This window comes from bacterium (assembly GCA_040757115.1).
Lineage (GTDB): Bacteria > UBA9089 > CG2-30-40-21 > CG2-30-40-21 > SBAY01 > JBFLXS01.
This window is the reverse complement of the sequence record JBFLYA010000021.1, coordinates 1-23,448: the sequence shown is the minus strand read 5'-3', so window position 1 is coordinate 23,448 and position 23,448 is coordinate 1. Positions and strand designations below refer to the sequence as shown.

Genomic DNA, 23,448 nt, shown 5'->3' with positions numbered 1-23,448 from the left:
CACTTAGACACCCAGATACCAGACTACCTGAACGGTTACCTACTTTTCAATTGTTCAACATACAATTTCCGTATCTCCAAAAATATCCTTTGGTAAGTCTCAGTTCTATAATCCGGATATGTCCATTCCCAGTTTTGAAATCCTTTTGATTTGAATCGTAATGTTACCTCACCATAAATCCCATCACGCAGGTAAATACGATGTTGATAATCTTTAGTTGTCGCTAACACCAGTTTTGACAGGGAAATGTAGCCGGGGTCAAGATTAATCCTTCGTTTTGAATCAAAACTAAATTCTTTTTCAGTTAAATTAGTAAAAATTTTAATGTCTGGAAGTTGACCGGGGTCAATTAAGATGGCAAAACTAATAAATTTCCTCTTTAGACTTATTCCCATTTCCTGACAATAATAATTTGTAGAGTCAAATGGTAAAATCTGACTAAAAAAATCAACTTCACCAAACCGTTCCATTAATTTTTGTTGTGCCAATTCAAATAATTTATTATCCCCGGAAATCATTCCCACGATTAATTTTACTGGCTTTGGTAATTTAATCTCACCCATTTTGTAACCGTTCAGGTAATCTTTTACCGCAGAGACGCAGAGAAAAAATTAAAATCTATTGGTAACTATTCAGCCACAGATGGACACAGATGAAACACTGATTTTATTTTTTTATCCGTGCTAATCCGTGTTAATCAGTGGCTGAATAGTTACTTTATTTCTATGTCTTCTCTGTTTCTCTGCGTCTGGGCGGTGAACAATTACCCCATTTTTAAAAATCCTGTAAAGAGTGTTCGGAAATATCATCAGGTAAAACTACCTCTCCGCCTGCTCTAAATTCAGAAGTGCGGACATTAAAAATCCAATCATAGTTTTCAGCTGAGGTAATGATTTCTTTAATTGGTAGAGGTGAATCAACGATGTGAATCGTGTTTCCTAAAGTAAATGGATTTATGCGAAACTCATGGAAATATGGGCCAAATTGTGCCTCAGTAGTATTAGTTAAGCCATTTTTATCGGTGCGTTGGAGTAGTTGTGTCATTACATCTTTACCATCAGTATATGCAATTTGCTTTTGTGTCCTTTCATCCCATATAAATCCTAATTTAGCCTGACGATGATGTTGACCATTATAGATTAGGATTGCATATCGTATATCCTTTAAGATATATTTTAAGTCTGAAAGTTTATCTTTTATTGGTTTTTGCAGAAATGATTTTTTCTGCTGTTTTTCTTCTGGCATTTGATATTTTGGCATTTTAATTGCATAGAATCCTACAGGGACTTTCTTCTCAATCGTATATCCAGCAATAGCATCCCTGCTCTCACACATTAAATATCCTTCAAACATTTGCCTATTTTGTGGAAAATCAATATAGAAAGTAATTTTATGCAATGGAATACTCTGATTAAGATGTCCTGTGAACCCTTTGACTTGAAAGATTTGTTCACTATCATTAGTATATGTGCCTTGAAGATTGTAATCCTTTTCCTCCAAGCACAGGATTAATTGCAAAGTTCCTTTTAATCCATTAATATTAATATTATAGTTTCCACAAAAATCTGAGATTTGCACATAGGCATTTGCCACAGAAGTATTTATTAGTGTTACCAGAGGAATCACGGAAAAAAGAGCGAAAATGAGCCGTTGCCCAAAGATTATCTTTTTCATTTAGTCGTCCCCCCTTTTTGTAATAATTTCCATGGATGTTTTTTTAAATCCAATGTTAGTTCTTCTATGTTTTTAGAGGCGTTTGTGAGACGATTAGCGATTTCTTCATCAGCTAATAATTTACCCAGACTACCTTCTCCTTTTTCTACTTTTTCAAGTATATTCTGGAGAGAAACTATGGTTTGACTTAATTCTGTAAATGTATTAGTTATATCCTTTTTTGTTCCAAGCACAGTATTGTTTATATTCTCGACGGTTTTATTTAATTGAATTGTGGTTTGCTTAAGTTTCTCGGTAGTTATTTTAACATCCTCACTATTTTCTTTAATTATCTTTTTTAATGAGGCACAGATTGCGTGGAGGTCTTTAATCGTTGAATTTAATTCATCTTTATTTTCAACTACTAATTCATTCAGGGTAATGGTAAAAATAGAGATATTTTTAATGATTTTATCAAGTTCTACCCAGAGTTCTTCTCCGCCTAACATTTTATCCAGAAAAGCAATTATTTTCTCTGATTTATAAACGACAGCCTCTGTTCTATTAAGCATTTCTTCTACATTCACCGGATTTATTCCCTGAATTACACTTTCTGATTTAAGAATTTTACCTTGAGGTGTTCCCCGAGTAATTTCCACATATTTTTCTCCAACAATACCGAGGGAATTTATTGTAACCTGCGAATCACTTCTAATTTGAGCCGTGTGGTTTAATTTTAATGTTACTTCAATCTTCTCATTAACTAATTTAAGGTCTTTTACTTCACCAACTTCCATCCCGGCTAATCTTACTGGTGCACCCGCATCTAAACCACTAACATAGTCAAAATGGACGCGTATTAAGTATCCTTTGTAGAAAAAATATGGTCCACTGGCAACGATAATTAATATGCCTAAAATAGTTAATGCGACAGTGACCATAATTCCAACTTTTAATTCAGGACTTATTTTCATTTATCTTCACTCCAATACTCCATTTATTGGTTTTCCTCCTGTAATGAATTGTTTAACAACAGGTTTTTTGGTATTTCTTATTTCTTCAGGTGTTCCATCTTCAATAATCTTTCCATCTTCTAACATTGCAATCCTATCCGCAATTTGATATGCGGAAGTCATATCATGGGTAACAACAATAGAAGTTAATGATAGTTTTGCCTGAAGGTCTTTAATTAATCCATTTATTGCCGTTGCCATAATTGGGTCAATACCTGTTGTTGGTTCATCATAGAGGATAATTTCAGGGTCTGCGGCAATCGCTCTGGCTAATCCAACCCTTTTTTTCATACCACCACTTAAATCGCAAGGCATTAAATTTTCTACCCCAGACAGACCTACAAGTTTTAGTTTTTCAGAAACTATCTTTGAGATAGTCGCATTATTTAATTTAGTATGTTCATCTAAGAAAAAGCCCACATTTTCCCGCACGGTTAGCGAGTCAAACAATGCCGCACCTTGAAAAAGCATGCCAAACTTTCTCCTGATTTGATTTAATTCATTTTCCTTAACTTTCGCAATATCTTTACCAAAAATTTCTATTTTACCTTTATCAGGTTTTAGAATACCGATGATATGTTTTAAGAGAACACTTTTTCCACAGCCACTTCTGCCAATAATGACAATGACTTCACCTTTATTTATCTGGATATTAACACCTTTTAAAACTTGAGTTTCCCCAAAGTTCTTCCATAAATCAGTAATAAGAATCATCCTTACCTCTCCACTTTTGATATTTGTAGTTGGATGTAATTAAAAAAGCACAATGGTTAAGAAATAATCCATCACTAAGATAAGCACGATTGAGATAACGACGGCGGAAGTCGTTGCCTTTCCAACCCCTTCCGCCCCACCATAGGTCGTAAAGCCTTTGTAACAACTGACAAGAACAATCATTGCTCCAAAGAACATAGTTTTTATCAACCCACATATTATATCATCTGGGGCTAAAAAGTCAAGTGTTTTGTTAATATAAACGGAATGTTGGATTCCAAACTGCCACACGCCAATCATATATCCACCAAACATCCCAATAATATCAGCAAATATAGTTAGTAATGGGAGCATAATAATCGCGGCTAAAAATCTGGGTGCCGCTAAGTATTTAATTGGATTAACTGCCAGGGTATAGAGTGCATCAATTTGCTCGGTTACTTTCATACTGCCTATTTCAGCGGCAGTAGCGGCGCCAATTCTTCCTGCAACGATAATCGCGGTTAATACCGGCCCTAATTCCATAACCATAGACGCACCAACTAAACTGCCGGTATACATTTCAAATTCAACTAATTTAAACTGAAGATATGCCAGGTAAGCTAAAACCATTCCAACAAATAATGACATAAGACTAACTATGGGTAAGGTATTTACCCCAATTTCAACTAATTGGTGTATGATATATTTAGGTCTAAATGGTGGTTTAAATATTTGAATGATAATTTGTGGCAAGAGAAGACTCATTCCACCAATTTCCTCAAGGAAACAGTAGATTCTTTTTTTCATTCTTCTACCTTTGCGAGGTTTTCAAATCGAGTATATTTTTTTATAAAGGCTAATTTTACCGTTCCAATAGGACCATTGCGTTGTTTCCCAATGATTACTTCTGCTATCCCTTCATTTTCAGGAGTAGGTTTGTAGTATTCTTCGCGATAGACAAATGCTACCACATCTGCATCCTGTTCAATCGCCCCTGATTCGCGTAAATCAGATAATTGTGGTTTTCTATCACCTCGTTTTTCTACCTCTCGTGAAAGTTGAGATAAGGCTATTATCGGGATATTTAATTCTCTGGCTAAAGATTTCAGAGAGCGAGATATTTCGGATATTTCCTGTTGGCGATTATCAATCTGCATCCTGCCTTGAACAAGTTGTAAATAATCGACTAAAATTAAGCCGATGTTATATTTTGCTTTAAGTCTTCGTGCCTTAGCCCTTATTTCTAATATTGGGATAGCTGGGGTATCATCGATGTAAAGCGGTGCGTCGGCTAATATTCCCGCCGCGGTCGTAAGTTTGGGCCAATCAGCCTCTCCTAAATAACCTGTTTTTAGCTTCTGGGCATCTACTCTTGCCTCTGAACATAAAGTTCGTTGAACTAATTGTTCTTTGCTCATCTCTAAACTGAATATTCCAACTGGAATCTTTTCGCGAGTACTGGCATACTGAGCAATATTCAACGCCAGACTTGATTTCCCCATAGATGGTCTTCCAGCAATAATAATTAAATCTGAGGGATGAAATCCTGATGTAAGAATATCTAAATCCACAAAACCAGTTGGTATGCCTGTTACATAAGTCTTTTTTGCGTAGAGATTTTCAATCATCTCAAAACTATCATGTAACATTTCGCCAATATGAACAAAATCACGGCTTATTTTACGCTGGACGATGTTAAAGATCAATTGTTCGGCATTATCCAACATTTGTGAAACATCTTCGGTTTGTTGATATGCCATAGAGACAATCTCAGTTGCCGCGGAGATAAGTCCTCTTATTACGGCTTTTTCATTGACAATTCGAATATAATATTCGACATTAGCCGCTGTCGGAACACTATTTAAGATAGTGGTCAGGTATAGTGGACCACCAACATTACCCAACTCACCTTTTCTCTTTAATTCATTAGTTAAAGTAACTAAATCTACTGGTTCATTTCTTTCAAATAAATCTAAAATAGCACTATATATTTTACGATGCGTAGTTTTATAAAAAGCATCTTCACTTAAGACCTCAACCGCTTTACAAATTGCATCTTTATCCATTAACATTGCACCGATAACGGATACTTCAGCTTCGATTGATTGTGGTTGAATCTTTTCTGCAATTGCTTCTGGCAAACTCATTTGTATCCCCTCCCTTTTTTTCAACCTGTGCGGTTAAATGTAAAATGGATAATGTAAAATGAGAAATGTAAAATGAAAATGTGTAACTGAAAGGTAATGAGTCTTGCGAAGTAGTAAAATTTCCCATTTTTCATTTCCTATTTTACATTTTACATTTATTTTTCCTTTGTGTCTCTGCGATGAATTAGTCTAATCGCACAGGTGGCTTTTTTTCTATTTCGGATGTCGGTGTCAATCACCAATTTCGTGAAACCTTATTATTCACCTCCTTTTTCTCGGACTACTCTAAGACTTATTTCTGTTTCGACTTCTTTATGGAGTTTAATTGGAATTGTATAGACGCCTAAAAGTTTTATTGGTTGCGGAATATCAACCATCTTTTTATCCATTACAAAACCTTTTTTAGCCACTGCTTCAACAATGTCTTCTTTAGTTACCGAGCCAAAAATTTTATTTCCCTCACCTGCTTTTCTCGTAATAGTTATGGTAGTGTTTTTAAGGTTTTGACTAAATTCTATGGCTGTTTGTTTTTCGCGCTGGGCGAAAACTGCTATTCTTTTTTTCTCCTCATTGAGCTTTTCTAAATTACTCTTTGTAGCTGGCACCCCTAATCCTTTTGGGATTAAAAAATTCCTCGCATATCCTTCAGCCACATTTTTAATCTCACCTTTTTTCCCCACTCCTGTAATATCGGTTTTTAATATTACTTCCATTATCTATATCCTTAATTCTGGTAATTGGTAACTGGTAACTGGTAATTGGTAACTGGTAATTGGTAATTGGTAACTGGTAATTGGTTAAATGGTAATTGGTTAACTATTATTCTGTCACTGATAATTTGATTAGCACGGAGAGTAGTAACAGGTAGTTCAATCTTCCAGATTGAGAAATAAAATAATCACAAGCAAGATGCTTGTAGGTGTTTAGCGTGTTCCAAATTGCGTTGATTTGAGACTTAACTCTTTGTTAAACAATAGGATACCGGTGCGAAATATTCCACAAGGAATTTAATGCGCATATCAAAATGTCCAAAGCAAAAGGACAAAGCAAAATGCACAAATACTTGTCAGACACTAAATTAAACACGAAGTCAAGATTTTTGATATTTGATATGTCATTTTGCATTTTAATATTTAATTTTTGATTTTGTATTACACAACTTATTGTGTTTGAAGTGGGTTCGCACTAAGTCACTACCATTCATTTGTGTTCTCTGACCACGCTAAACAGGTACGATGCTTGTGATACTGTTTACCCGTTATAAAAGGATAAATCTATTCTACAGTGTATGGTAAAATCGCCAGATTTCTTGCTTGTTTAATGGCTCTGGTTACCAAACGCTGGTGTTTTGCACAATTTTTGGTAATTCGTCTATTCAAAATCTTTCCTCTTTCAGATATGTATCTTCTTAAACCATCCATATCTTTATAGTCAATTTCTTTCTTTTTATCCACACAAAAATAACATTTTCTCCTTCGTTTTGGATCGGCCCAATTAGTTGTTTTTTTTGTCTGTGTTTTTTTTAACATAATCTATTAATTTTTTTCCTCCTTTAAAAAGGCACATCCTCATTTTTATCTTCTGGAGTTCTATTGTTTTGAGATTCAGATACTCCTTCTTCTACTTCTTCCACCGGAGGTTTAGCTCCTCCTAAGAAAACTACTCTATCTGCCACTACTTCGATGATGCTTCTTTTTTGTCCCTCTTGAGTTTCCCATGAGCGTTGTTGAAGTCTGCCTTCGACTAAAACAGGACTCCCTTTACTTAAATACTGATTGCAAGTTTCCGCTTGCTTTCTCCAGACTACCACTGGTATAAAACTTGTTTCTTCCCGTCGCTCTCCTGCTTGAGTTATATAACTCCTATTAATCGCAACTGTAAAATTTGCTACAGGTTGACCACTTGGAATATATCTCAATTCTGGATCACGGGTTAAATTACCGGCTATTATCACACGATTATAATTTGCCACGACTATGCTTCCTCCTTTATTAGTTCTTCCTTTACTGGTTGTGTTTCAACTACTGGTGCAGTTGATGTTTGGGTAAGAAATCTTAAAACAATATTAGAGAGTTTCAGAATATTTTCATATTCTTTAATTGAGACAGGGTCAATTTCTAAATTTAGCAGGTAATAAATCCCTTCCCTTTTATGTTTAATGGGATTTGCTAATTTTTTTAACCCCAGTTTTGTTACCTTTTTAATTTCTCCACTATGTTTTTCGACTATTTTTTCTACCTTTTTGATTAACTTTTCGACCTCTTCTTCTTTTACTTGTGGGTTAACAATTAACATACATTCATAACATCTCAATTTTTATCCCTCACCTCCTTTTTTTTATCATCTTCAATGCCCAGACTTACTCCAAAGATATAAGCCGTTAAGGCTAATAAAAATCCCACCCCTTCGCCTGGGGCACCTGGTTCACGGTCCAGCTTATGAGCGAGTTCATGGAAATCTTTGGCTTCTTCAAGCGAAAATATTTTTCCCCCCGTAGCCATATCTTTATATTTTACTAATCTTGCAACTTCTTCTTTGCTGAAAGGATTAGCTTTTCCTGTTAGCCATTTTACTGTATTTTCAAATGTATTTATATGACTATCACTAAAACTTTTATAAAGTGTAATTTGTTCCTCCGGTAAAATAAGATGTGCCCGAGCCAGGACTGTAATTATATTTTCATCCACCATTTTTAGAACTCTCGTATTCTCACTTATATTTTCAGCCATTATCCTCATTGCGTTAACTAACTTCTCAAATTTTTCATCAGTTGTTGCAAACCTTGCATCAACTTTCGCTAATCTTGCATCAATTGTCGCAAACCTTTCATCAATTGCCGCTAATCTTGCATCAATTGTCGCAAACCTTTCATCAATTGCCGCTAATCTTGCATCAATTGTCGCAAACCTTTCATCAATTGCCGCTAATCTTGCATCAATTGTCGCAAACCTTTCATCAATTGCCGCTAATCTTGCATCAATTGTCGCAAGTTTTCTTTCAATTATTTCAAATCTTGCATCAACTGCCTCGAACCTTGCATCAATTGCCGCAAATCTTGCATCAATTGCCTCGAACCTTGCATCAATTGCCGCAAACTTTCTTTGTAACCATAATATACCACCAATAATGGTTCCTATTAGAGTAATTATTCCTCCGAGAATACTTCCGAGAATAGTAATTACTCCCTGAACTGAGTTAATCCACTCTAATATTGTCATCATTTCCTCCAAAATAAGTATATCAAAAAATCAATATTGTGTCAATAAAATTTTAAGGATTAAATTTAAAAGTAATAACATCTCCATCACAAACACAATATTCTCTGCCTTCGTGCTTAATCTCGCCCATTTCTTTTGCCTTTGTCCACGAACCTATTTCTTTCAATTTTTGATATGGAATAACCTCAGCACATATAAATCCTTTTTCCATATCCGTATGTATTTTCCCGGCGGCTTTTGAGGCTAATGTATTTTTCTCAATCGTCCAGGCTCGAAGTTTTCTATTTGCCACCGTAAAAAAGGTGATGAGATTAAGTGCCTTATATCCTGATTGGGCTAATTTTTGTAAGCCAGATTCTTGAATGCCGAGTTCTTCTCTAAATCTTTGTGCCTCATCTTCATCGAAATCTTCTAATAATTCTACTTCCAATTTAGCATTTAAGATAATTACCTCTAATCCCTCTTTTAATCCCTTGAGTTTAACCTGACCAATTAACTCGTCAGGTGTATTTTCATTAATATTTGCCACATAAATTATCGGTTTAGCCGTAAGTAGTCCATAAGTTTTGACAAATTCCTTTTCTTTTTCGTCAAGGTCCAATCCCCTCACTGGATTTTCGGAATCTAAGTGAGTTTTAAGTTTATTTAGAACCGCTATTTCTTCTTTATAGATTTTATCTTTTGTTTTAAGATATGGGGTTATTTTATTTATCCGTTTTTCAATCGTCTCCAGGTCTTTTAAAATTAGTTCGATATTTATGATATTAATATCCTTTTGTGGACAGATTTCTCCCTCAATATGCGAGACATTCTGGTCGATGAAGGCACGAATAATCTGAGCAAGTCCATTTACTTCCTGAATATGAGATAGAAATTGATTTCCCAGTCCTGCTCCTTTACTTGCTCCACGAACCAAACCCGCGATGTCAATAAATTCAATAGTTGTTGGGATTGTTTCCACCGCATCAATTAATTTCGACAATTCGTTTAGACGACTATCTTTTATGCTTACCATACCTACATTTGGTCTTACTGTACAGAAAGGAAAATTTTCTGCGGGGACATGTAGTTTGGTTAAGGCGTTGAAAACCGTAGATTTACCTACATTTGGCAGCCCAATAATCCCTAAGGTAAAGCCCATTTAAAATTCCTTTGTTTTTTTATCCAGGATAACAATATTGATTCTTCTGTTTTGAGGAGAAGAAGGATTTTCATCAATAGGCTGGAATTGACCATAGCCGGCAATAGCAAATCTTTGTTCGTATTCCTCTAATTTTTCTTCATCAAAACCGCTTTTTTTAGCATGTTCAATAAAATAATGTAAGATATTATTAGCCCTTGCCGTTGATAATTCCCAGTTAGATTTAAACTCTTGAGTGGAAATTGGTGAGGCATCTGTATGCCCTTCAATTATGACTTTATTTGGGATTATCTCAAGGGTTCGGGCAATTTTATCCAGACTGGCATAAGATTCTTCTTTTATATTAGCCCTGCCGACATCAAAAAACAACGAATCATGATAACTTACCACTAATCCTTTTTTAGTTTTTTCAGTAACTATTTTTCCCTCAGCAACGGTCTGGGGTATACTCTGGACTAATCTTTTTTTAATGATTGCTGTTCGGATAACAGCGGTTGCCCTGATTCCTTCTTCTGCTGTGCGTTTGGGAAGAACACTATCTCCTCCTGATTGCGGGGCATTAGCTTTATCTCCTCCCTCGCGTTTAAATATAGAAAATATTCGTTCTAATGCCTCACCTAAAGCCGCTGATTTAGGTCCTTCCATTTGAGATGTCGAGACTAAAATAATAAATACTCCAAGAAGTAAGGTAATCATATCCGCATAGGTAATTAGCCACCGTAAGCCACCTGCGGTTTCAAGTCCTTCACCATGTTCTCCACCACCTTTCTTCTTCTTCGCCATTTTTAACTCTCCTCTTCTTTAAAAAGTAATTCTTCCGCTGTTTTATGATGATAGATAATAATATCTATGCGGTTATTAACTTTAGCATAAGGGTCATCATTTACCGGGTGAAATTGAGCATAGCCAAATACAGACAATCTCTTTTGAATATTTTCAATCTCTGTTGGAGATAGACCACTTTTCTCTGCATAATCTATCAGGTGCTGTAAGACATTTGTTGCCCGAGCAGTTGATAGTTCCCAATTAGATGGGAATTGTGCTGGTAATGAGGCATCCGTATGTCCTTCAATGGCGATTTTATTAGGAATTCTTGAGATTAAAAGACCAATCCGCTCAAGTGTAGGATATGCCTCTGGTTTTATTAGGGGACTCCCTCGCTCAAATAATAATGTTTCATAACATCTAATTACCAGGGCATCTTTAGTCGATTTAACCGCCATCTTACCTTTTTTAATTTCAGAACTAAAGGTTTGAGTATATTTACGGGTAATTAATGCCTTAGGAGAGATTAAATCTTTTGTAGCGGATAGGACACCACTTTTACCCTCTAATACCTTTTTACCACCTGCTCCTGTGACAACCTTTTCTCCACCACCACCTTCACTAATACTAAATACCTTTTCAAATGCAGTGGTAAGTTGTTGCATTTCCGATTCACTCGGAGCACCACCAGAACATAAAATAATAAATACTCCCAGAAGGAGTGTAATCATATCTGCATAAGTAATTAGCCAGCGTAACCCACCCGCAGTTTCAACCTTCGCTCCTCCTTCTCCACCACCGTCTTTTTTCTTCTTTGCCACTTTACACCTCATAGTGTCGTGTTGAGTAAGTTTTGCACGGGGTATCATCAGATTTCATAACCTGCAAACGGATAATTGGTAACTGGTAATTGGTTAAATAGTTTCGTCCTGAGATCAGCCGAACGGTATTTAATTACCAGTTACCAATCACCAGTTACCAGAATCAAATTCCGTGCGTTATTTGTTCAACACGACAATAGGATGACTAAAGTGATGGAGAGATGGAGTAATGGTTCTAAAATTACCACTCCATTACTTCAGTTTTTCCTTTTGGAGCGGGGGACGGGATTCGAACCCGCGGCCAACGGCTTGGAAGGCCGTTGCTCTACCAACTGAGCTACCCCCGCTCATATTTTCTCAAGACTTTCTTTACCCTATTTAATAAATCATTCATTTCAAATGGTTTTGCAATATAATCTTCAACTTCCATTCCCTCTGGCATACTTGTTTCCTCAGATAAGGCACTTATGATTATTATTGGGATATGAGCTGTTTTTGTCTCTCCTTTAAGTTGTTCATATACCTCCCAACCATCCATTTTTGGCATCAAAAGGTCTAAGAGGATAAGGTCAGGAAATTCATGTATTGTTTTTGCTAAAGCTTCATCACCATCAAAGGCATCAATAATCTCATATCCTTGTATTTCCAGAGCAACCTTCACAACATCAATTATATAGCTATCATCATCAACGATTAAAATCTTTGCCACATTGGTATCTATTGTATCAGAATAATCCCTAATTTGTCAAGCATAAAATTTGATAAAAAATCTTCGTAAGCGTTCAGCCACAGAGGCACAGAGTTCACAGAGAATTAAGGAAATTAACCACAAATGCACACGAATTAACCTCTGACATCCCATAAATGTAGTGCGAATCTTTAGGTTCGCCTTTTGGCTTGCCAGAAGCGAGGCTAAAGCCTCGTACTACAAATTTTTTTGTATTTGTGTTCATTCGTAGTTATATATTCCCTCTGTGTTCTCTGTGCCTCTGTGGCTGAACGGTTACTTTTATTTAATATCTGGCTGTGATATTCCTGAATAGGTTTTACTCCAAATTCACCCTGTATAAGTGCACAAATGCCATCAGCGGCGGCTAAAACACCTTGAGCCGTAGTAATAATTGGAATATTGTGAAGATAGGCATTGGTGCGCATTTTCATCTCATCCTGTCGCGGCTTTTTACCACCTGGCGTATTTATCAGAAGTTGCACCTCTTGATTTTTCATTAAATCAATCACATCAGGTCTGCCTTCTCCTACCTTTGCAATTTTAGTCATCTGCAAGTTATGTTGCATAAAGAAGTTATGTGTCCCTTCAGTTGCAATTAAGTTAAATCCTAACTCTACCAGCTTCTTAATCGCAGGCAGGATTACTGGTTTATCCTTATCCTTGACCGAGACAAAGACATTTCCTTTTTGAGGCAAGAGTTGATTTGCGGCTATTTGCGATTTGGCAAATGCCAGGCCAAAATCTGTGTCAATGCCCATTACTTCACCAGTGGATTTCATCTCTGGACCCAAAATGGTATCTGTGCCAGGAAATCGAACAAATGGGAAGACCACTTCTTTAACTGTCACATGTTTTGGTAGGACTTCTTGAGTGAATCCAAGTTCTTTAAGTGTTTTTCCAACTATAACTTTAGTTGCCAAATTAGCTAAAGAGACACCTATCGCCTTTGAGACAAAAGGTATTGTTCGGGATGCCCTTGGATTAACCTCTAAAACATATATTTCACCTTCTCGAATAGCATATTGAATGTTAATCAATCCGATTATTTCAAGTTCTTTTGCCAGGGCATAGGTTTGTTTTTTAAGTTCAGCAATAATTGGTTTTGGCAGGGTATGAGGTGGAAGGACACAGGCAGAATCCCCTGAGTGTATGCCTGCATGCTCAATGTGTTCCATAATCCCCGCAATAACCACTGTTTCTCCATCTGCGATAGCATCGACATCAACCTCAATGGCATCTTCAAGGAATTTATCAACTAAAATTGGATGTTCAGGTGAAATTTCAGCCGCAGACTGGATGTATTTTTTTAGTTCTGCCTCATCATAGACAATCTCCATTGCTCGACCACCCAGCACATAAGAAGGACGAACAAGCACCGGATAACCTATCTCCTGGGCGATTTTTTTTGCCACTTCTGGTGAAAAGGCAATGCCATTTGGTGTTTGTTTAAGATTCAATTTTTCAAGAAGCATCTTGAATCTACCCCGGTCTTCTGCACGGTCAACCGCATCCGTTGAAGTCCCTAAAATCTTTACCCCGGCTTTTTCTAATGGAATGGCTAAATTTAATGGTGTCTGTCCACCCAGTTGAATGATGACGCCTTTTGGTTTTTCCATTTCAACGATATTTAAAATATCCTCAATCGTCATTGGCTCAAAGTAAAGTTTATCTGATGTATCGTAGTCGGTTGAGACGGTTTCAGGATTACAATTGACCATAATACTTTCATAACCTTCTTCTTTTAAGGCAAAGGAGGCCTGACAACAACAATAATCAAACTCAATTCCCTGTCCAATGCGATTGGGACCACCACCAAGTATCATCACCTTTTCTCTGGTAGATAGACGGATTTCATTTTCGGTTTCGTAGGTAGAGTAATAATAGGGTGTATAAGCCTCAAATTCAGCCGCACAGGTATCAACTAATTTGAATGTAGCTTTTATATCATTTTTCATTCGTATCTGCCGAATAGATTCCTCATCTGAATCTAAAAGATGTGCTAACTGTTTATCCGAAAAGCCATATTGCTTTGCTTTTTTAATGTTTTGAATTTTGAATTTTGAATTTTGAATCTCTCCCTCCATCTCTACAATCTGCTTGATATTTTCCAAAAACCATTTATCTATCTTACTCAATTCATAGATTTCATCTACAGTCATCCTGTGTTGCAGGGCATATCTAATGTAAAATAGCCTTTTTGAATTCGGGACAATGAGGTTTTTCTTAATTTCTGCTAAATCTTGAGGTTTATCTTTGCCATCAGCACCAAGACCAAATTTACCTATTTCCAGAGACCGCAGTCCTTTTTGAAGTGCCTCTTTAAATGTCCGTCCGATAGCCATTGCCTCACCAACAGATTTCATCGAAGTGGTTAAAACATCCTCTGCCTGCGGGAATTTTTCAAAGGTAAATCTTGGGATTTTGACCACGCAATAGTCAATAGTCGGTTCAAAAGAGGCTGGTGTTTTTTTGGTAATGTCATTTGGGATTTCATCTAAGGTATAGCCAACGGCTAATTTAGCCGCCATCTTAGCAATAGGAAAGCCGGTGGCTTTTGAGGCTAATGCAGAACTCCTTGAAACACGGGGATTTATTTCAATCACCATCATTTTACCATTATCAGGATTCACTGCAAATTGAATATTTGACCCACCAGTCTCTACGCCAATTTCACGGATGATAGCAATAGCCGCATCCCGCATCAGTTGATATTCTTTATCTGAGAGAGTTTGAGCCGGGGCAACTGTGATTGAATCACCTGTATGAACACCCATTGGGTCAAAATTCTCGATAGAACAGATAATCACCACATTATCTTTGATGTCACGCATCACCTCTAACTCATATTCCTTCCAGCCAAGAACAGATTCTTCAATCAATATCTCTGAAATCATACTTGCCTCCAGACCGGTTGAGGCTATTTTTTCAAACTCTTCAATATTGTAGGCAATTCCTCCACCTGTCCCACCTAAGGTAAAGCTTGGTCGGATAATTATCGGGAAACCAATTTCCTGGGCGATGTTTTTAGCCTCATCCAGATTGTAGGCTAACCCACTTCTGGGCACCGCAAGACCAATTTTTAACATCGCCTGTTTGAATTGACTTCTATCTTCAGCCTTTTTAATCGCCTGGTAATTCGCTCCAATCATCTCTACCTTGAATTTTTTAAGGATTCCCATCTCGCATACCTTAACCGCGACATTAAGTCCTGTCTGACCACCAAGTGTTGGTAAAATGGCATCAGGTCGTTCAATCTCTATGATTTTACCCACAACCTCCGGCGTAATAGGCTCAATGTAGGTTTGGTCAGCCATTTGCGGGTCAGTCATAATGGTCGCAGGATTTGAATTGACCAGAATGACCTTGTAACCTTCCTCTTTTAAAGCCTTACAGGCCTGTGTCCCGGAGTAGTCAAATTCACAGGCTTGTGAAATGATAATCGGTCCTGAACCAATAATTAATATCTTATGTATGTCTGTTCGTTTTGGCATAATATTTCCTTTTTGTAACTGTTCACCGCAGAACACAGAGACGCAGAGAAAAAAAATTAAAATTTATTGGTAACTATTCAGCCACAGATGGACATAGATGAAACACTGAGGATTCGTGAATCGCGTCCGTAATCAGGCTGAAGGTTTTTCCTCCTGTTGTCCTCTGCTCTCTGCTCTCTGCCTTCTACCCTCTGCTCTCTGCCCTCTGCCCTCTGCCTTCTGCCCTCTGTATTTATCCGTGCTAATCCGTGTTAATCAGTGGCTGAATAGTTACAAAATACTTATCAATAATTTTCGCATCAAAATTATTCCTTCTCTCCCCTTACATTTAATATAACTTCCTGTATATGTTGATATTGATTCAACATCTCTGGCCGTTCTAAAACCTCTGCAAATTCCTTAAGCCAATCATTTATGTAATCCATATTGAGATGTTCATATTGTTCGGTGAGTATTCCTTCAATATCTTGCCAATCTTGTGGTCGGCTGGCGACAGCTTTTTGAATAATCAAATCTTCTGGTGAACAAATCCAAACCTTTAACTCATTTATGTCGCAAGATATGGCACGAGTGATAATATTTTCCTCATAACCTGGTACTGCCAGCAAAAAATCAACAATAACTTCATCTATTTTCGTATCCACAATCAATGGATTTTCCAGAATATGTGGACGGGCACGTTCTGAAAAAGCAGAACGAATGATCGCACGAACAGATGAATAATCAGTATCCGTCACTAAGACCTTAATATCCACATCATAAGTAGCTCTGGTCCACCCCCATTTAGAAACAGCAAGACCTCCAATCACAGCATAACGGTAACCGTATTCTTCTAACAAAGTGATAGCTTTATGTAATACTGGTAGAAGTTGCCTTTCCATATCTTTTTCTTTTTTCCTCGAATCGACGGATAAAGGCATAATAAGTTTCCCATTCTTCCATAGCACGCTGTTGCTGGGTTAATCCTGGGTTTGGTTTAAGTTTCCAGCATAGAGACATTAACTCTTCATATTCTCGCCATTTATCAGACAATGTTTTTTTGCCAGCAGACAACACCTGTTCAGTAAATTTGGCTTCATTCCAGGCTTTATATTGACTAATAGCTTCCTTCCAAATAGTTTTATCAAGACTCATAATTTTACAACCTTTAATGATAGCGGATTGATGCCACTTGTGGCGTCATAACAGCACAACTGCTGTTACTCCAATGCTATGTACTGTGTAATTCGTATCATTCGTGTTCTCTTTTTAAATTTCATAGACATGTGTTCTAATCCAGCGTCTAATTCGTCTAATGAAGCTGGGGTAACATAAAATACCTGTACCCCTTGTGGGAATTGCACCTGATGATGTTCTTACATTAATAATATCCCCGCTTCATTTTCTCCTAATGTCTCGTCTATCTGTTTCTCAATATACTTATTCCTCTTTTGCTGGGCATCTGTATAGAATGCATAAACCTTATCAAATACCTTCTCCAATTCCACCATCAGACATTTACTCCAATCCATAAACTCAGATAATAATTCTCTATCTTCGATCAGCTCAAGTGGGGCTCCTTTGTCTCACCTGGACTTGACAATTTGACAGCTTCCCTTACTCAATTCTTCAATGACTTTAACCCCCTCTTCACCACCTTATCGTTACCCACATCTTGAGAGGGAAGATTTTTGAGGGGAAATACTGCGAAATAACAGAGATATGCAGCCCCAATAATTAACAATTGACAATTTACAATTAACAATTGACCATTATTTGTTAATTTTGTCAACATCAAATATTAATTGTGAATTGATAATGTCTAATTGATAATTGTCAATTAACTATATTTCGACTTGTGGGTAACGATAAGCTTCACCACCTATAGAGACCAATTCATGATATATCCTGGTAGATGTCCCAAGTTTCGTTTCTAACTCCGTTAATTGAGTTTGGAGTTCGTCCCAGTATTTATTGGCAATTTTTGCGAATTCATCATTCGGTTTTTGAGGGGTAAAGATGAGTGGAACAAAGGGTTTCCTTTGTGGTCTGACCTCTGACCCCGTTCTGCCATCATTAAGTATATATGATGGTAAGGTAAATGTCAACGAAATTTTGTCCCAAACTGGTAAATTTTGTGATATATTAACTTAGCCTGTCCCACAAGTTTTAAAGATTAGCCAAAGGAATAAGGAGCAAGGTTCAAGGTAGAAAATAAACTCCCTTGCACCTCTTCACTTTTTTACACAAGTTCTGCTATAATGAGAATTACTACTTTACAATCGAAATAATTTGACAAATAACAAATATTATGATATAATAATCACCAGTTAAAATTAACAGGGGAGGAAAATATCAATGAGGTTATGGATTTACCTGATATTTTTCAGTCTTTTAAGTATTTTCCCTTTAGAGGTTAATGCGGCATCAGTCATTACTGTCGTAGATAATATCCATGAGCGCCGGATTTCTTTAGAATTTCTGGTCAAAAATGAAGAAGAACTTGTTTCTTTATCTGACATAGCGAATGTATTTAAAACCTTAAGTCAATGGAATCCTATTGCCAAAAAGATTACTTTAACTAAAGGGGTAGATTCTATCACCTTCAATATAGGTAGTGCCTTAGTCCAGATAAATGACCAAACGGTGCTAATGGATATGCCGGCGGAGATAATTACAGGAAGGGTATTTATTCCGGTAAAATTTGTCAAAGATAGGTTTCCACAGGCGTTTGATGTCATCGTTAGCTGGGATAAGAAGAACAAAAAATTAACCATTGATAATAAAATTTTTACCCCACCTGTTTCTTTAACTAATCAACCTACCATTGCTGAATATTTCCCACTTTCTTCAACTGGGGTTGAAGAACCTAAAAGAGAACAACAAATTGGAACGAAAACACCACCTTTAACCCCCACCATCACAAGCGAAGGATTTAAAATAAAAACGATTGTTATTGACCCAGGACATGGAGGGCATGACCCGGGTGCAATTGGACCAAATGCATTAGAAAAAGATGTTGTTTTAGACATAGGAAAAAGACTAGCCCAATTACTTAAAGATAACCTTCCGGATGTAAAAATATTCCTCACCCGGGATGCAGATTATTTTGTTCCATTAAGAGAACGGACAGGATTTGCAAATTATAAAAAGGCAGATTTATTTATTAGTATTCACGCTAATGCCGCTTATTCAAAAGGGGCAAGTGGATTTGAAGTTTATTACCTCTCACCAAATGCCTCGGTTTCTGATGAAAGGGCAAGGGCAATAGCCGCGATAGAAAATAAGGTTGTTGAGCTTGAAAAAGAAAAAACACACCCAAATGAAACTGATTTGACACAAATTATCCTCGGTGGCCTGGCTCAACAAGAGTTTATAGATGAAAGTATTGAATTAGCAGGAATAATACAAAATATCGTTTGTAAAAAATTACATCTTGATGACCGTGGTATTAAAAGTGCCTTTTTCTGGGTTATTAAAGATGCAATGATGCCCGCAGTTCTTATTGAAACAGGCTTTATTTCTAATCCTTATGAATCTCAAAGATTAACAAGTGAAAGTTTTAAAAATGAAATGTCAGAGGCTATTTGTGAGGCAATTGTTCAATACAAAGATTTATATGAGAAAAAATTAGAGGTGAATAACAAATGAAGATTAAAAAACTTTCTTTTTTAATTATTATTCCCCTTATTTTATTAGGATTGATAATATTTTTCTTTACACAAAGAGAGGATATTAAGTTTCAAATCCCATTCTTCAAGCCTAAAGAGATAAAAGTAAAATTATATTTTTCCTCTAAAGACGCTAACTCCCTTGTTTTAGAAGAACATCGAATACCCAGATTAGCCGACCCACTTTTACAGGCTAAAGAAGTTCTCAATGAACTCATAAAAGGACCAGAATCAAAGGATTTATTTCCCACCATACCTGAAGAAACGCAAGTCCGAGCGGTCTATCTCTATGAGGATACGGCTTATGTAGATTTTTCAGCCGACTTAACCACAAAACACCCTGGTGGGAGTTGTGGTGAAATCCAGACGATATTCTCTATCGTTAATACCCTTACGATTAACTTTCCCAAAATCAAATATGTTCAAATTTTAGTCGAGGGGAAGGAAGTTGAAACAATTGCCGGGCATATTGATACCACTATGCCCTTTAAACAAAATCTCTCGCTTATTTATCAACATAAAAATAAAAAATACCAGTAAGCGTTCAGGTGGTGTAACAAAAGGAGATGTGGAGATTAAGGAGATAGGGAGATATTATTAAAAAAATTGAAATTAATAGAAACTAATAGAAATTTATGGAAATTTGTTGTTTTCCACAATCAATTTCTACCTATTTCTATAAATTTCAATCTATTTCTATTATCTTATCTCCATATCACTCTTATCTCCTTATCCCCTTTCTTACACTTTTGATATATAGCCTGAACGGTTACAAATACCAGAATCAGGAAAAGTGAGAAAGTGGGAAGGATATAATAATTAATAATGATAGCAATTTTAGATTTTGGCTCACAATACACACAACTTATCGCCCGCCGGGTGCGAGAAGAACATATTTATTGTAAAATATTGCCTTATAACATTTCAGCACAGGAACTAAAGCAATTTAAAGGGATAATACTTTCTGGGGGCCCGGCAAGCGTTTATGATAAAGATGCACCTCTTGGAAAGCCAAAAATTTTGCAGTTAAGGCTACCTGTCTTAGGCATTTGTTATGGTATGCAATGGTTAGTGCAATGTCTGGGAGGTGAAGTTAAAAGTGCCAAAAGCCGTGAGTATGGTAAAGCAAAATTACAGATAATGAGTTCTTCCGCTCTTTTTACAGAACTTCCTGCATCTTCACAGGTCTGGATGAGCCATGGTGATAAAGTAGAACATCTACCTGAAGGATTCAAGGTGATTGGGGAAACCGCTAATTCACCTGCCTGTGCCATAGCAAACGAGGAGAGAAATATCTATGGACTTCAATTTCACCCGGAAGTAGTTCATACGACCTATGGAATGCAAATAATCAAAAATTTCCTGTTTAAAATTTGCCAGCTTGCACCTACCTGGACAATGGAATCATTTATTGACCATGAAATAAAGGAAATAAAAGAAAAGGTAGAAAATAAAAAGATTATCTGTGCCTTAAGTGGTGGTGTAGATTCATCAACCGTGGCTGTTCTGCTTCATAAGGCAATTGGGAATCAATTGACCTGCATATTTGTCAATAATGGTTTGCTAAGAAAATATGAAGCCCAACGAGTGATAAAGACTTTTAGAGATTATTACCATGTCAATTTAGATTATTGCGATGCGAGCGAAAGATTTCTAACAAAACTTAAAGATGTCACCAACCCGGAATTAAAACGCAAGATTATTGGAAACGAATTTATCAAGGTATTTGAGGAAGAGGCAAAAAAAATAGGTGATGTGGATTTTTTAGCCCAGGGGACTCTTTATCCAGATGTAATTGAAAGTGTTTCAACTAAAGGTCCTTCGGCAACGATTAAAACACATCATAATGTTGGTGGACTGCCTGAAAAGATGCATCTGAAGTTAATTGAGCCGTTTAGAGAATTATTTAAGGATGAGGTTCGAATTCTGGCTAAAGAATTAGGCTTACCAGATGAAATTGTCTGGCAACATCCATTTCCAGGACCAGGATTAGCCGTGCGAATCATTGGCGAAATAACTATGGAAAGATTAAATATCCTTCGTGAGGCAGATTGGATAATTGAGCAGGAGATAAAAAAGGCTAATTTATATCACAAACTCTGGCAATGTTTTGCTGTATTTTTACCGGTTAAGACAGTAGGCGTGATGGGAGATGAACGAACTTATGAGGATGTGATTGCAGTTCGTGCGGTCACCTCGCAAGATGCTATGACCGCAGATTGGGCACAACTACCTCATTCCCTGCTAAATAAAATTGCGACTAAAATTGTTAATGAGGTTAAGGGCATAAACCGCGTTGTCTATGACATTACCTCTAAACCACCAGGAACGATTGAGTGGGAATAAAACTATTCACCGCAGAGACGCAGAGACGCAGAGAAAAAATTAAAATCTATTCACCAGAGACAGAAATTTCGGGACGGTTCACTTTTGTTTGAAAGATTGCGGATTGAAATTAGAAATTGGAAATTAGGGAGAGAGACAAAAGCCCAATTTCTAATTTCCAACAAAAATCATAGGAAAAACGATAAAAGGAACCGTCCCGAGAAACACGAAAAAAAGATATTTTCCTCTCTGTTTCTCTGCGTCTCTGCGGTAAAGGATTACCCAAACGCTTACGAAATGGGAATATTATGCAGACAAAAAAGGCAGTTATTTTACTTTCTGGTGGATTGGATTCAACTACGACACTTTATTGGGCAAAAAATAAAGGATATAAGTGTCATTGCCTTATCTTTGACTACCAGCAAAGACACCGCAAAGAAGTCCAATGTGCCAGGAAAATAGCCGTGATTACAGGCTGTGAATACCAAATCATTAAATTCCAATTACCCTGGTTGGGTAGTTCCTTGCTTGATAAAAGAATACCTATTCCGACTAATTCGAAATTCGAAATCCGAAATCCGAAATCCGAAATCCCATCCACCTATGTCCCGGCACGCAATACTATCTTTCTTGCCTTTGCTTTATCCTATGCTGAGACAATGGGTGTTAAAACTATATTTATTGGTGCGAATGCCTTAGATTATAGCGGCTATCCAGATTGCAGACCTGAATATTATAGCACATTTAACAATTTAGCCCAATTAGCCACTAAAACAGGGGTTGAGGGGTCAAAGATAAAAATCCTTACCCCTTTAATTGACAAATCTAAGGCTGAAATTGTCCAACTGGGAATTAAACTGAAGGTGCCTTTTGAACTCACCTGGTCTTGCTACAAGGGTGGGAAAAAACCGTGTGGGAAGTGTGATAGTTGTGTTTTAAGAAGTAAAGGATTTAAGGAGGCAGGAATAAAATAGGGTTCTGCAAAATAGGATTGGGGGGAGACAACAAATAAATATCAAATATCAAATATCAAAATGCAAAATTACAAATCAAATTTCAAATTGGTAATATCTTTGCTTTAAGTATTTTAACGCTGAAATGTAGTAGATAGTTGATAGTTTATAGTTGATAGTTTATAGTTGAAGGACTATAGACTATAAACTATAAACCATAAACTATACACTATAAACTATAAATGAGTTGTGCATTTTGCTCTTTGGAGGAAATTGATAAAAATAGAGGTTTTAAATACCCGCTTAAAAACTACAGTTTCCTAATTTTGCAGAATTCTAAGGAATAAAAGAATAAGGAGGAATTGAATTATGGAAGAACAATATATGTTTTATATCATCTTAGCTATCTGGACACTATTTTTTATCTGGGCTTTTTCTTTATCAACTATCCTTTTTTCTCGATTAAAACAGATAGTTGATTCGCTAAACCAGGTAATTGACTTACTCGAAAAATTACCGGTTGTCTTAGAGAAAAAACTAAAAAGTGACCAATAACTAACTACTATAGCAGTTATTAATCAAAATTTTACTCAGAGTGGATAAGTAAAAAATCCCAAATCCCAAGCACCAAATTCCACATACCAAAAAGCGAATTAGAGATTAGTGAATTAGAGATTAGATTTTACTAATTCGCTAACTCGCTTAATTCACTAATTCACTAATTGGAATTTGGAATTTGTGATTTGGAATTTCATAACCATATCTGCTAATTGGAATTTGGAATTTGTGATTTGGAATTTCATAACCATATCTGGGTCAAATTTCGATTAATAAGTGCTATAAAG

The 23,448-nt window shown here is 36.5% G+C and carries 26 protein-coding genes and 1 tRNA gene; 6 read left to right on the top strand and 21 right to left on the bottom strand.

The window, feature by feature from the left end; all coding sequences use genetic code 11:
- Positions 1-35: 35 nt before the first annotated feature.
- The 21 genes from AB1422_03005 to AB1422_02905 form a co-directional block, all read right to left on the bottom strand.
- Positions 36-563, bottom strand: a complete 528-nt coding sequence (locus AB1422_03005) for a DUF4416 family protein (protein ID MEW6618313.1) — start codon at positions 561-563, stop codon at positions 36-38.
- 211 nt (positions 564-774) lie between these two features.
- On the bottom strand, positions 775-1,674 hold the full coding sequence (locus AB1422_03000) for a hypothetical protein (protein ID MEW6618312.1): 900 nt from the start codon (positions 1,672-1,674) through the stop codon (positions 775-777).
- Positions 1,671-2,627 carry an MlaD family protein gene (locus tag AB1422_02995; GenBank protein ID MEW6618311.1) on the bottom strand — a complete coding sequence of 319 codons (957 nt, stop codon included), beginning with the start codon at positions 2,625-2,627 and terminating at the stop codon, positions 1,671-1,673. The genes AB1422_03000 and AB1422_02995 overlap by 4 nt, the downstream gene beginning before the upstream one ends.
- Before the next feature lie 6 nt (positions 2,628-2,633).
- Complete coding sequence (locus AB1422_02990; GenBank protein MEW6618310.1) at positions 2,634-3,380, bottom strand: ABC transporter ATP-binding protein; 747 nt, start codon at positions 3,378-3,380, stop codon at positions 2,634-2,636.
- Between the two features lie 39 nt (positions 3,381-3,419).
- Entirely contained in the window at positions 3,420-4,169 is a 750-nt protein-coding gene (locus AB1422_02985; protein ID MEW6618309.1) for an ABC transporter permease, read from the bottom strand.
- Positions 4,166-5,509: a replicative DNA helicase gene (gene dnaB / locus AB1422_02980; protein ID MEW6618308.1), complete on the bottom strand. Its 1,344-nt coding sequence runs from the start codon at positions 5,507-5,509 to the stop codon at positions 4,166-4,168. Before dnaB ends, AB1422_02985 begins: the two co-directional genes overlap by 4 nt.
- Positions 5,510-5,766: 257 nt before the next feature.
- On the bottom strand, positions 5,767-6,222 hold the full coding sequence (gene rplI, locus AB1422_02975) for a 50S ribosomal protein L9 (protein MEW6618307.1): 456 nt from the start codon (positions 6,220-6,222) through the stop codon (positions 5,767-5,769).
- Between the two features lie 561 nt (positions 6,223-6,783).
- Complete coding sequence (gene rpsR / locus AB1422_02970; protein ID MEW6618306.1) at positions 6,784-7,038, bottom strand: 30S ribosomal protein S18; 255 nt, start codon at positions 7,036-7,038, stop codon at positions 6,784-6,786.
- Positions 7,039-7,061: 23 nt separating this feature from the next.
- Complete coding sequence (locus AB1422_02965) at positions 7,062-7,481, bottom strand: single-stranded DNA-binding protein (GenBank protein MEW6618305.1); 420 nt, start codon at positions 7,479-7,481, stop codon at positions 7,062-7,064.
- Positions 7,482-7,483: 2 nt separating this feature from the next.
- Positions 7,484-7,822: a 30S ribosomal protein S6 gene (rpsF, locus tag AB1422_02960; protein MEW6618304.1), complete on the bottom strand. Its 339-nt coding sequence runs from the start codon at positions 7,820-7,822 to the stop codon at positions 7,484-7,486.
- The gene (locus tag AB1422_02955) at positions 7,819-8,730 is read right to left on the bottom strand and encodes a hypothetical protein (protein ID MEW6618303.1); all 912 of its coding nucleotides are present in this window, start codon (positions 8,728-8,730) and stop codon (positions 7,819-7,821) included. The genes rpsF and AB1422_02955 overlap by 4 nt, the downstream gene beginning before the upstream one ends.
- A 49-nt stretch (positions 8,731-8,779) precedes the next feature.
- Positions 8,780-9,868: a redox-regulated ATPase YchF gene (gene ychF, locus AB1422_02950; GenBank protein MEW6618302.1), complete on the bottom strand. Its 1,089-nt coding sequence runs from the start codon at positions 9,866-9,868 to the stop codon at positions 8,780-8,782.
- A complete protein-coding gene (locus AB1422_02945) occupies positions 9,869-10,651 on the bottom strand; it encodes a flagellar motor protein MotB (protein ID MEW6618301.1) in 783 nt (260 codons plus the stop codon).
- A 2-nt stretch (positions 10,652-10,653) separates the two neighbouring features.
- On the bottom strand, positions 10,654-11,454 hold the full coding sequence (locus AB1422_02940) for a flagellar motor protein MotB (GenBank protein MEW6618300.1): 801 nt from the start codon (positions 11,452-11,454) through the stop codon (positions 10,654-10,656).
- 271 nt (positions 11,455-11,725) lie between these two features.
- Positions 11,726-11,801: transfer RNA gene (locus AB1422_02935), tRNA-Gly, on the bottom strand.
- Positions 11,792-12,163: a response regulator gene (locus AB1422_02930; protein ID MEW6618299.1), complete on the bottom strand. Its 372-nt coding sequence runs from the start codon at positions 12,161-12,163 to the stop codon at positions 11,792-11,794. Before AB1422_02930 ends, AB1422_02935 begins: the two co-directional genes overlap by 10 nt.
- 203 nt (positions 12,164-12,366) lie before the next feature.
- Complete coding sequence (carB, locus tag AB1422_02925) at positions 12,367-15,675, bottom strand: carbamoyl-phosphate synthase large subunit (GenBank protein ID MEW6618298.1); 3,309 nt, start codon at positions 15,673-15,675, stop codon at positions 12,367-12,369.
- 305 nt (positions 15,676-15,980) lie between these two features.
- Positions 15,981-16,556, bottom strand: a complete 576-nt coding sequence (locus AB1422_02920) for a nucleotidyltransferase (GenBank protein MEW6618297.1) — start codon at positions 16,554-16,556, stop codon at positions 15,981-15,983.
- The gene (locus tag AB1422_02915) at positions 16,525-16,809 is read right to left on the bottom strand and encodes a hypothetical protein (GenBank protein ID MEW6618296.1); all 285 of its coding nucleotides are present in this window, start codon (positions 16,807-16,809) and stop codon (positions 16,525-16,527) included. The genes AB1422_02920 and AB1422_02915 overlap by 32 nt, the downstream gene beginning before the upstream one ends.
- A gap of 221 nt (positions 16,810-17,030) precedes the next feature.
- Positions 17,031-17,165 carry a hypothetical protein gene (locus AB1422_02910; protein MEW6618295.1) on the bottom strand — a complete coding sequence of 45 codons (135 nt, stop codon included), beginning with the start codon at positions 17,163-17,165 and terminating at the stop codon, positions 17,031-17,033.
- Positions 17,166-17,498: 333 nt separating this feature from the next.
- Positions 17,499-17,762 (bottom strand): hypothetical protein, encoded by a 264-nt coding sequence (locus tag AB1422_02905; protein MEW6618294.1) that lies wholly within the window; start codon positions 17,760-17,762, stop codon positions 17,499-17,501.
- 250 nt (positions 17,763-18,012) lie between these two features.
- On the opposite strand from AB1422_02905, the gene AB1422_02900 reads away from it, so the two are divergent.
- The 6 genes from AB1422_02900 (at position 18,013) to AB1422_02875 (ending at position 23,158) form a co-directional block, all read left to right on the top strand.
- A complete protein-coding gene (locus tag AB1422_02900; GenBank protein ID MEW6618293.1) occupies positions 18,013-19,305 on the top strand; it encodes an N-acetylmuramoyl-L-alanine amidase in 1,293 nt (430 codons plus the stop codon).
- Positions 19,302-19,865 (top strand): GerMN domain-containing protein, encoded by a 564-nt coding sequence (locus tag AB1422_02895; GenBank protein ID MEW6618292.1) that lies wholly within the window; start codon positions 19,302-19,304, stop codon positions 19,863-19,865. Before AB1422_02900 ends, AB1422_02895 begins: the two co-directional genes overlap by 4 nt.
- A gap of 95 nt (positions 19,866-19,960) precedes the next feature.
- Positions 19,961-20,122 (top strand): hypothetical protein, encoded by a 162-nt coding sequence (locus AB1422_02890; GenBank protein MEW6618291.1) that lies wholly within the window; start codon positions 19,961-19,963, stop codon positions 20,120-20,122.
- Positions 20,123-20,150: 28 nt separating this feature from the next.
- Positions 20,151-21,671, top strand: a complete 1,521-nt coding sequence (gene guaA / locus AB1422_02885; GenBank protein MEW6618290.1) for a glutamine-hydrolyzing GMP synthase — start codon at positions 20,151-20,153, stop codon at positions 21,669-21,671.
- A 287-nt stretch (positions 21,672-21,958) separates the two neighbouring features.
- Positions 21,959-22,624 (top strand): 7-cyano-7-deazaguanine synthase QueC, encoded by a 666-nt coding sequence (gene queC, locus AB1422_02880; GenBank protein ID MEW6618289.1) that lies wholly within the window; start codon positions 21,959-21,961, stop codon positions 22,622-22,624.
- Positions 22,625-22,972: 348 nt separating this feature from the next.
- Entirely contained in the window at positions 22,973-23,158 is a 186-nt protein-coding gene (locus AB1422_02875) for a hypothetical protein (protein ID MEW6618288.1), read from the top strand.
- Positions 23,159-23,448: the final 290 nt, after the last annotated feature.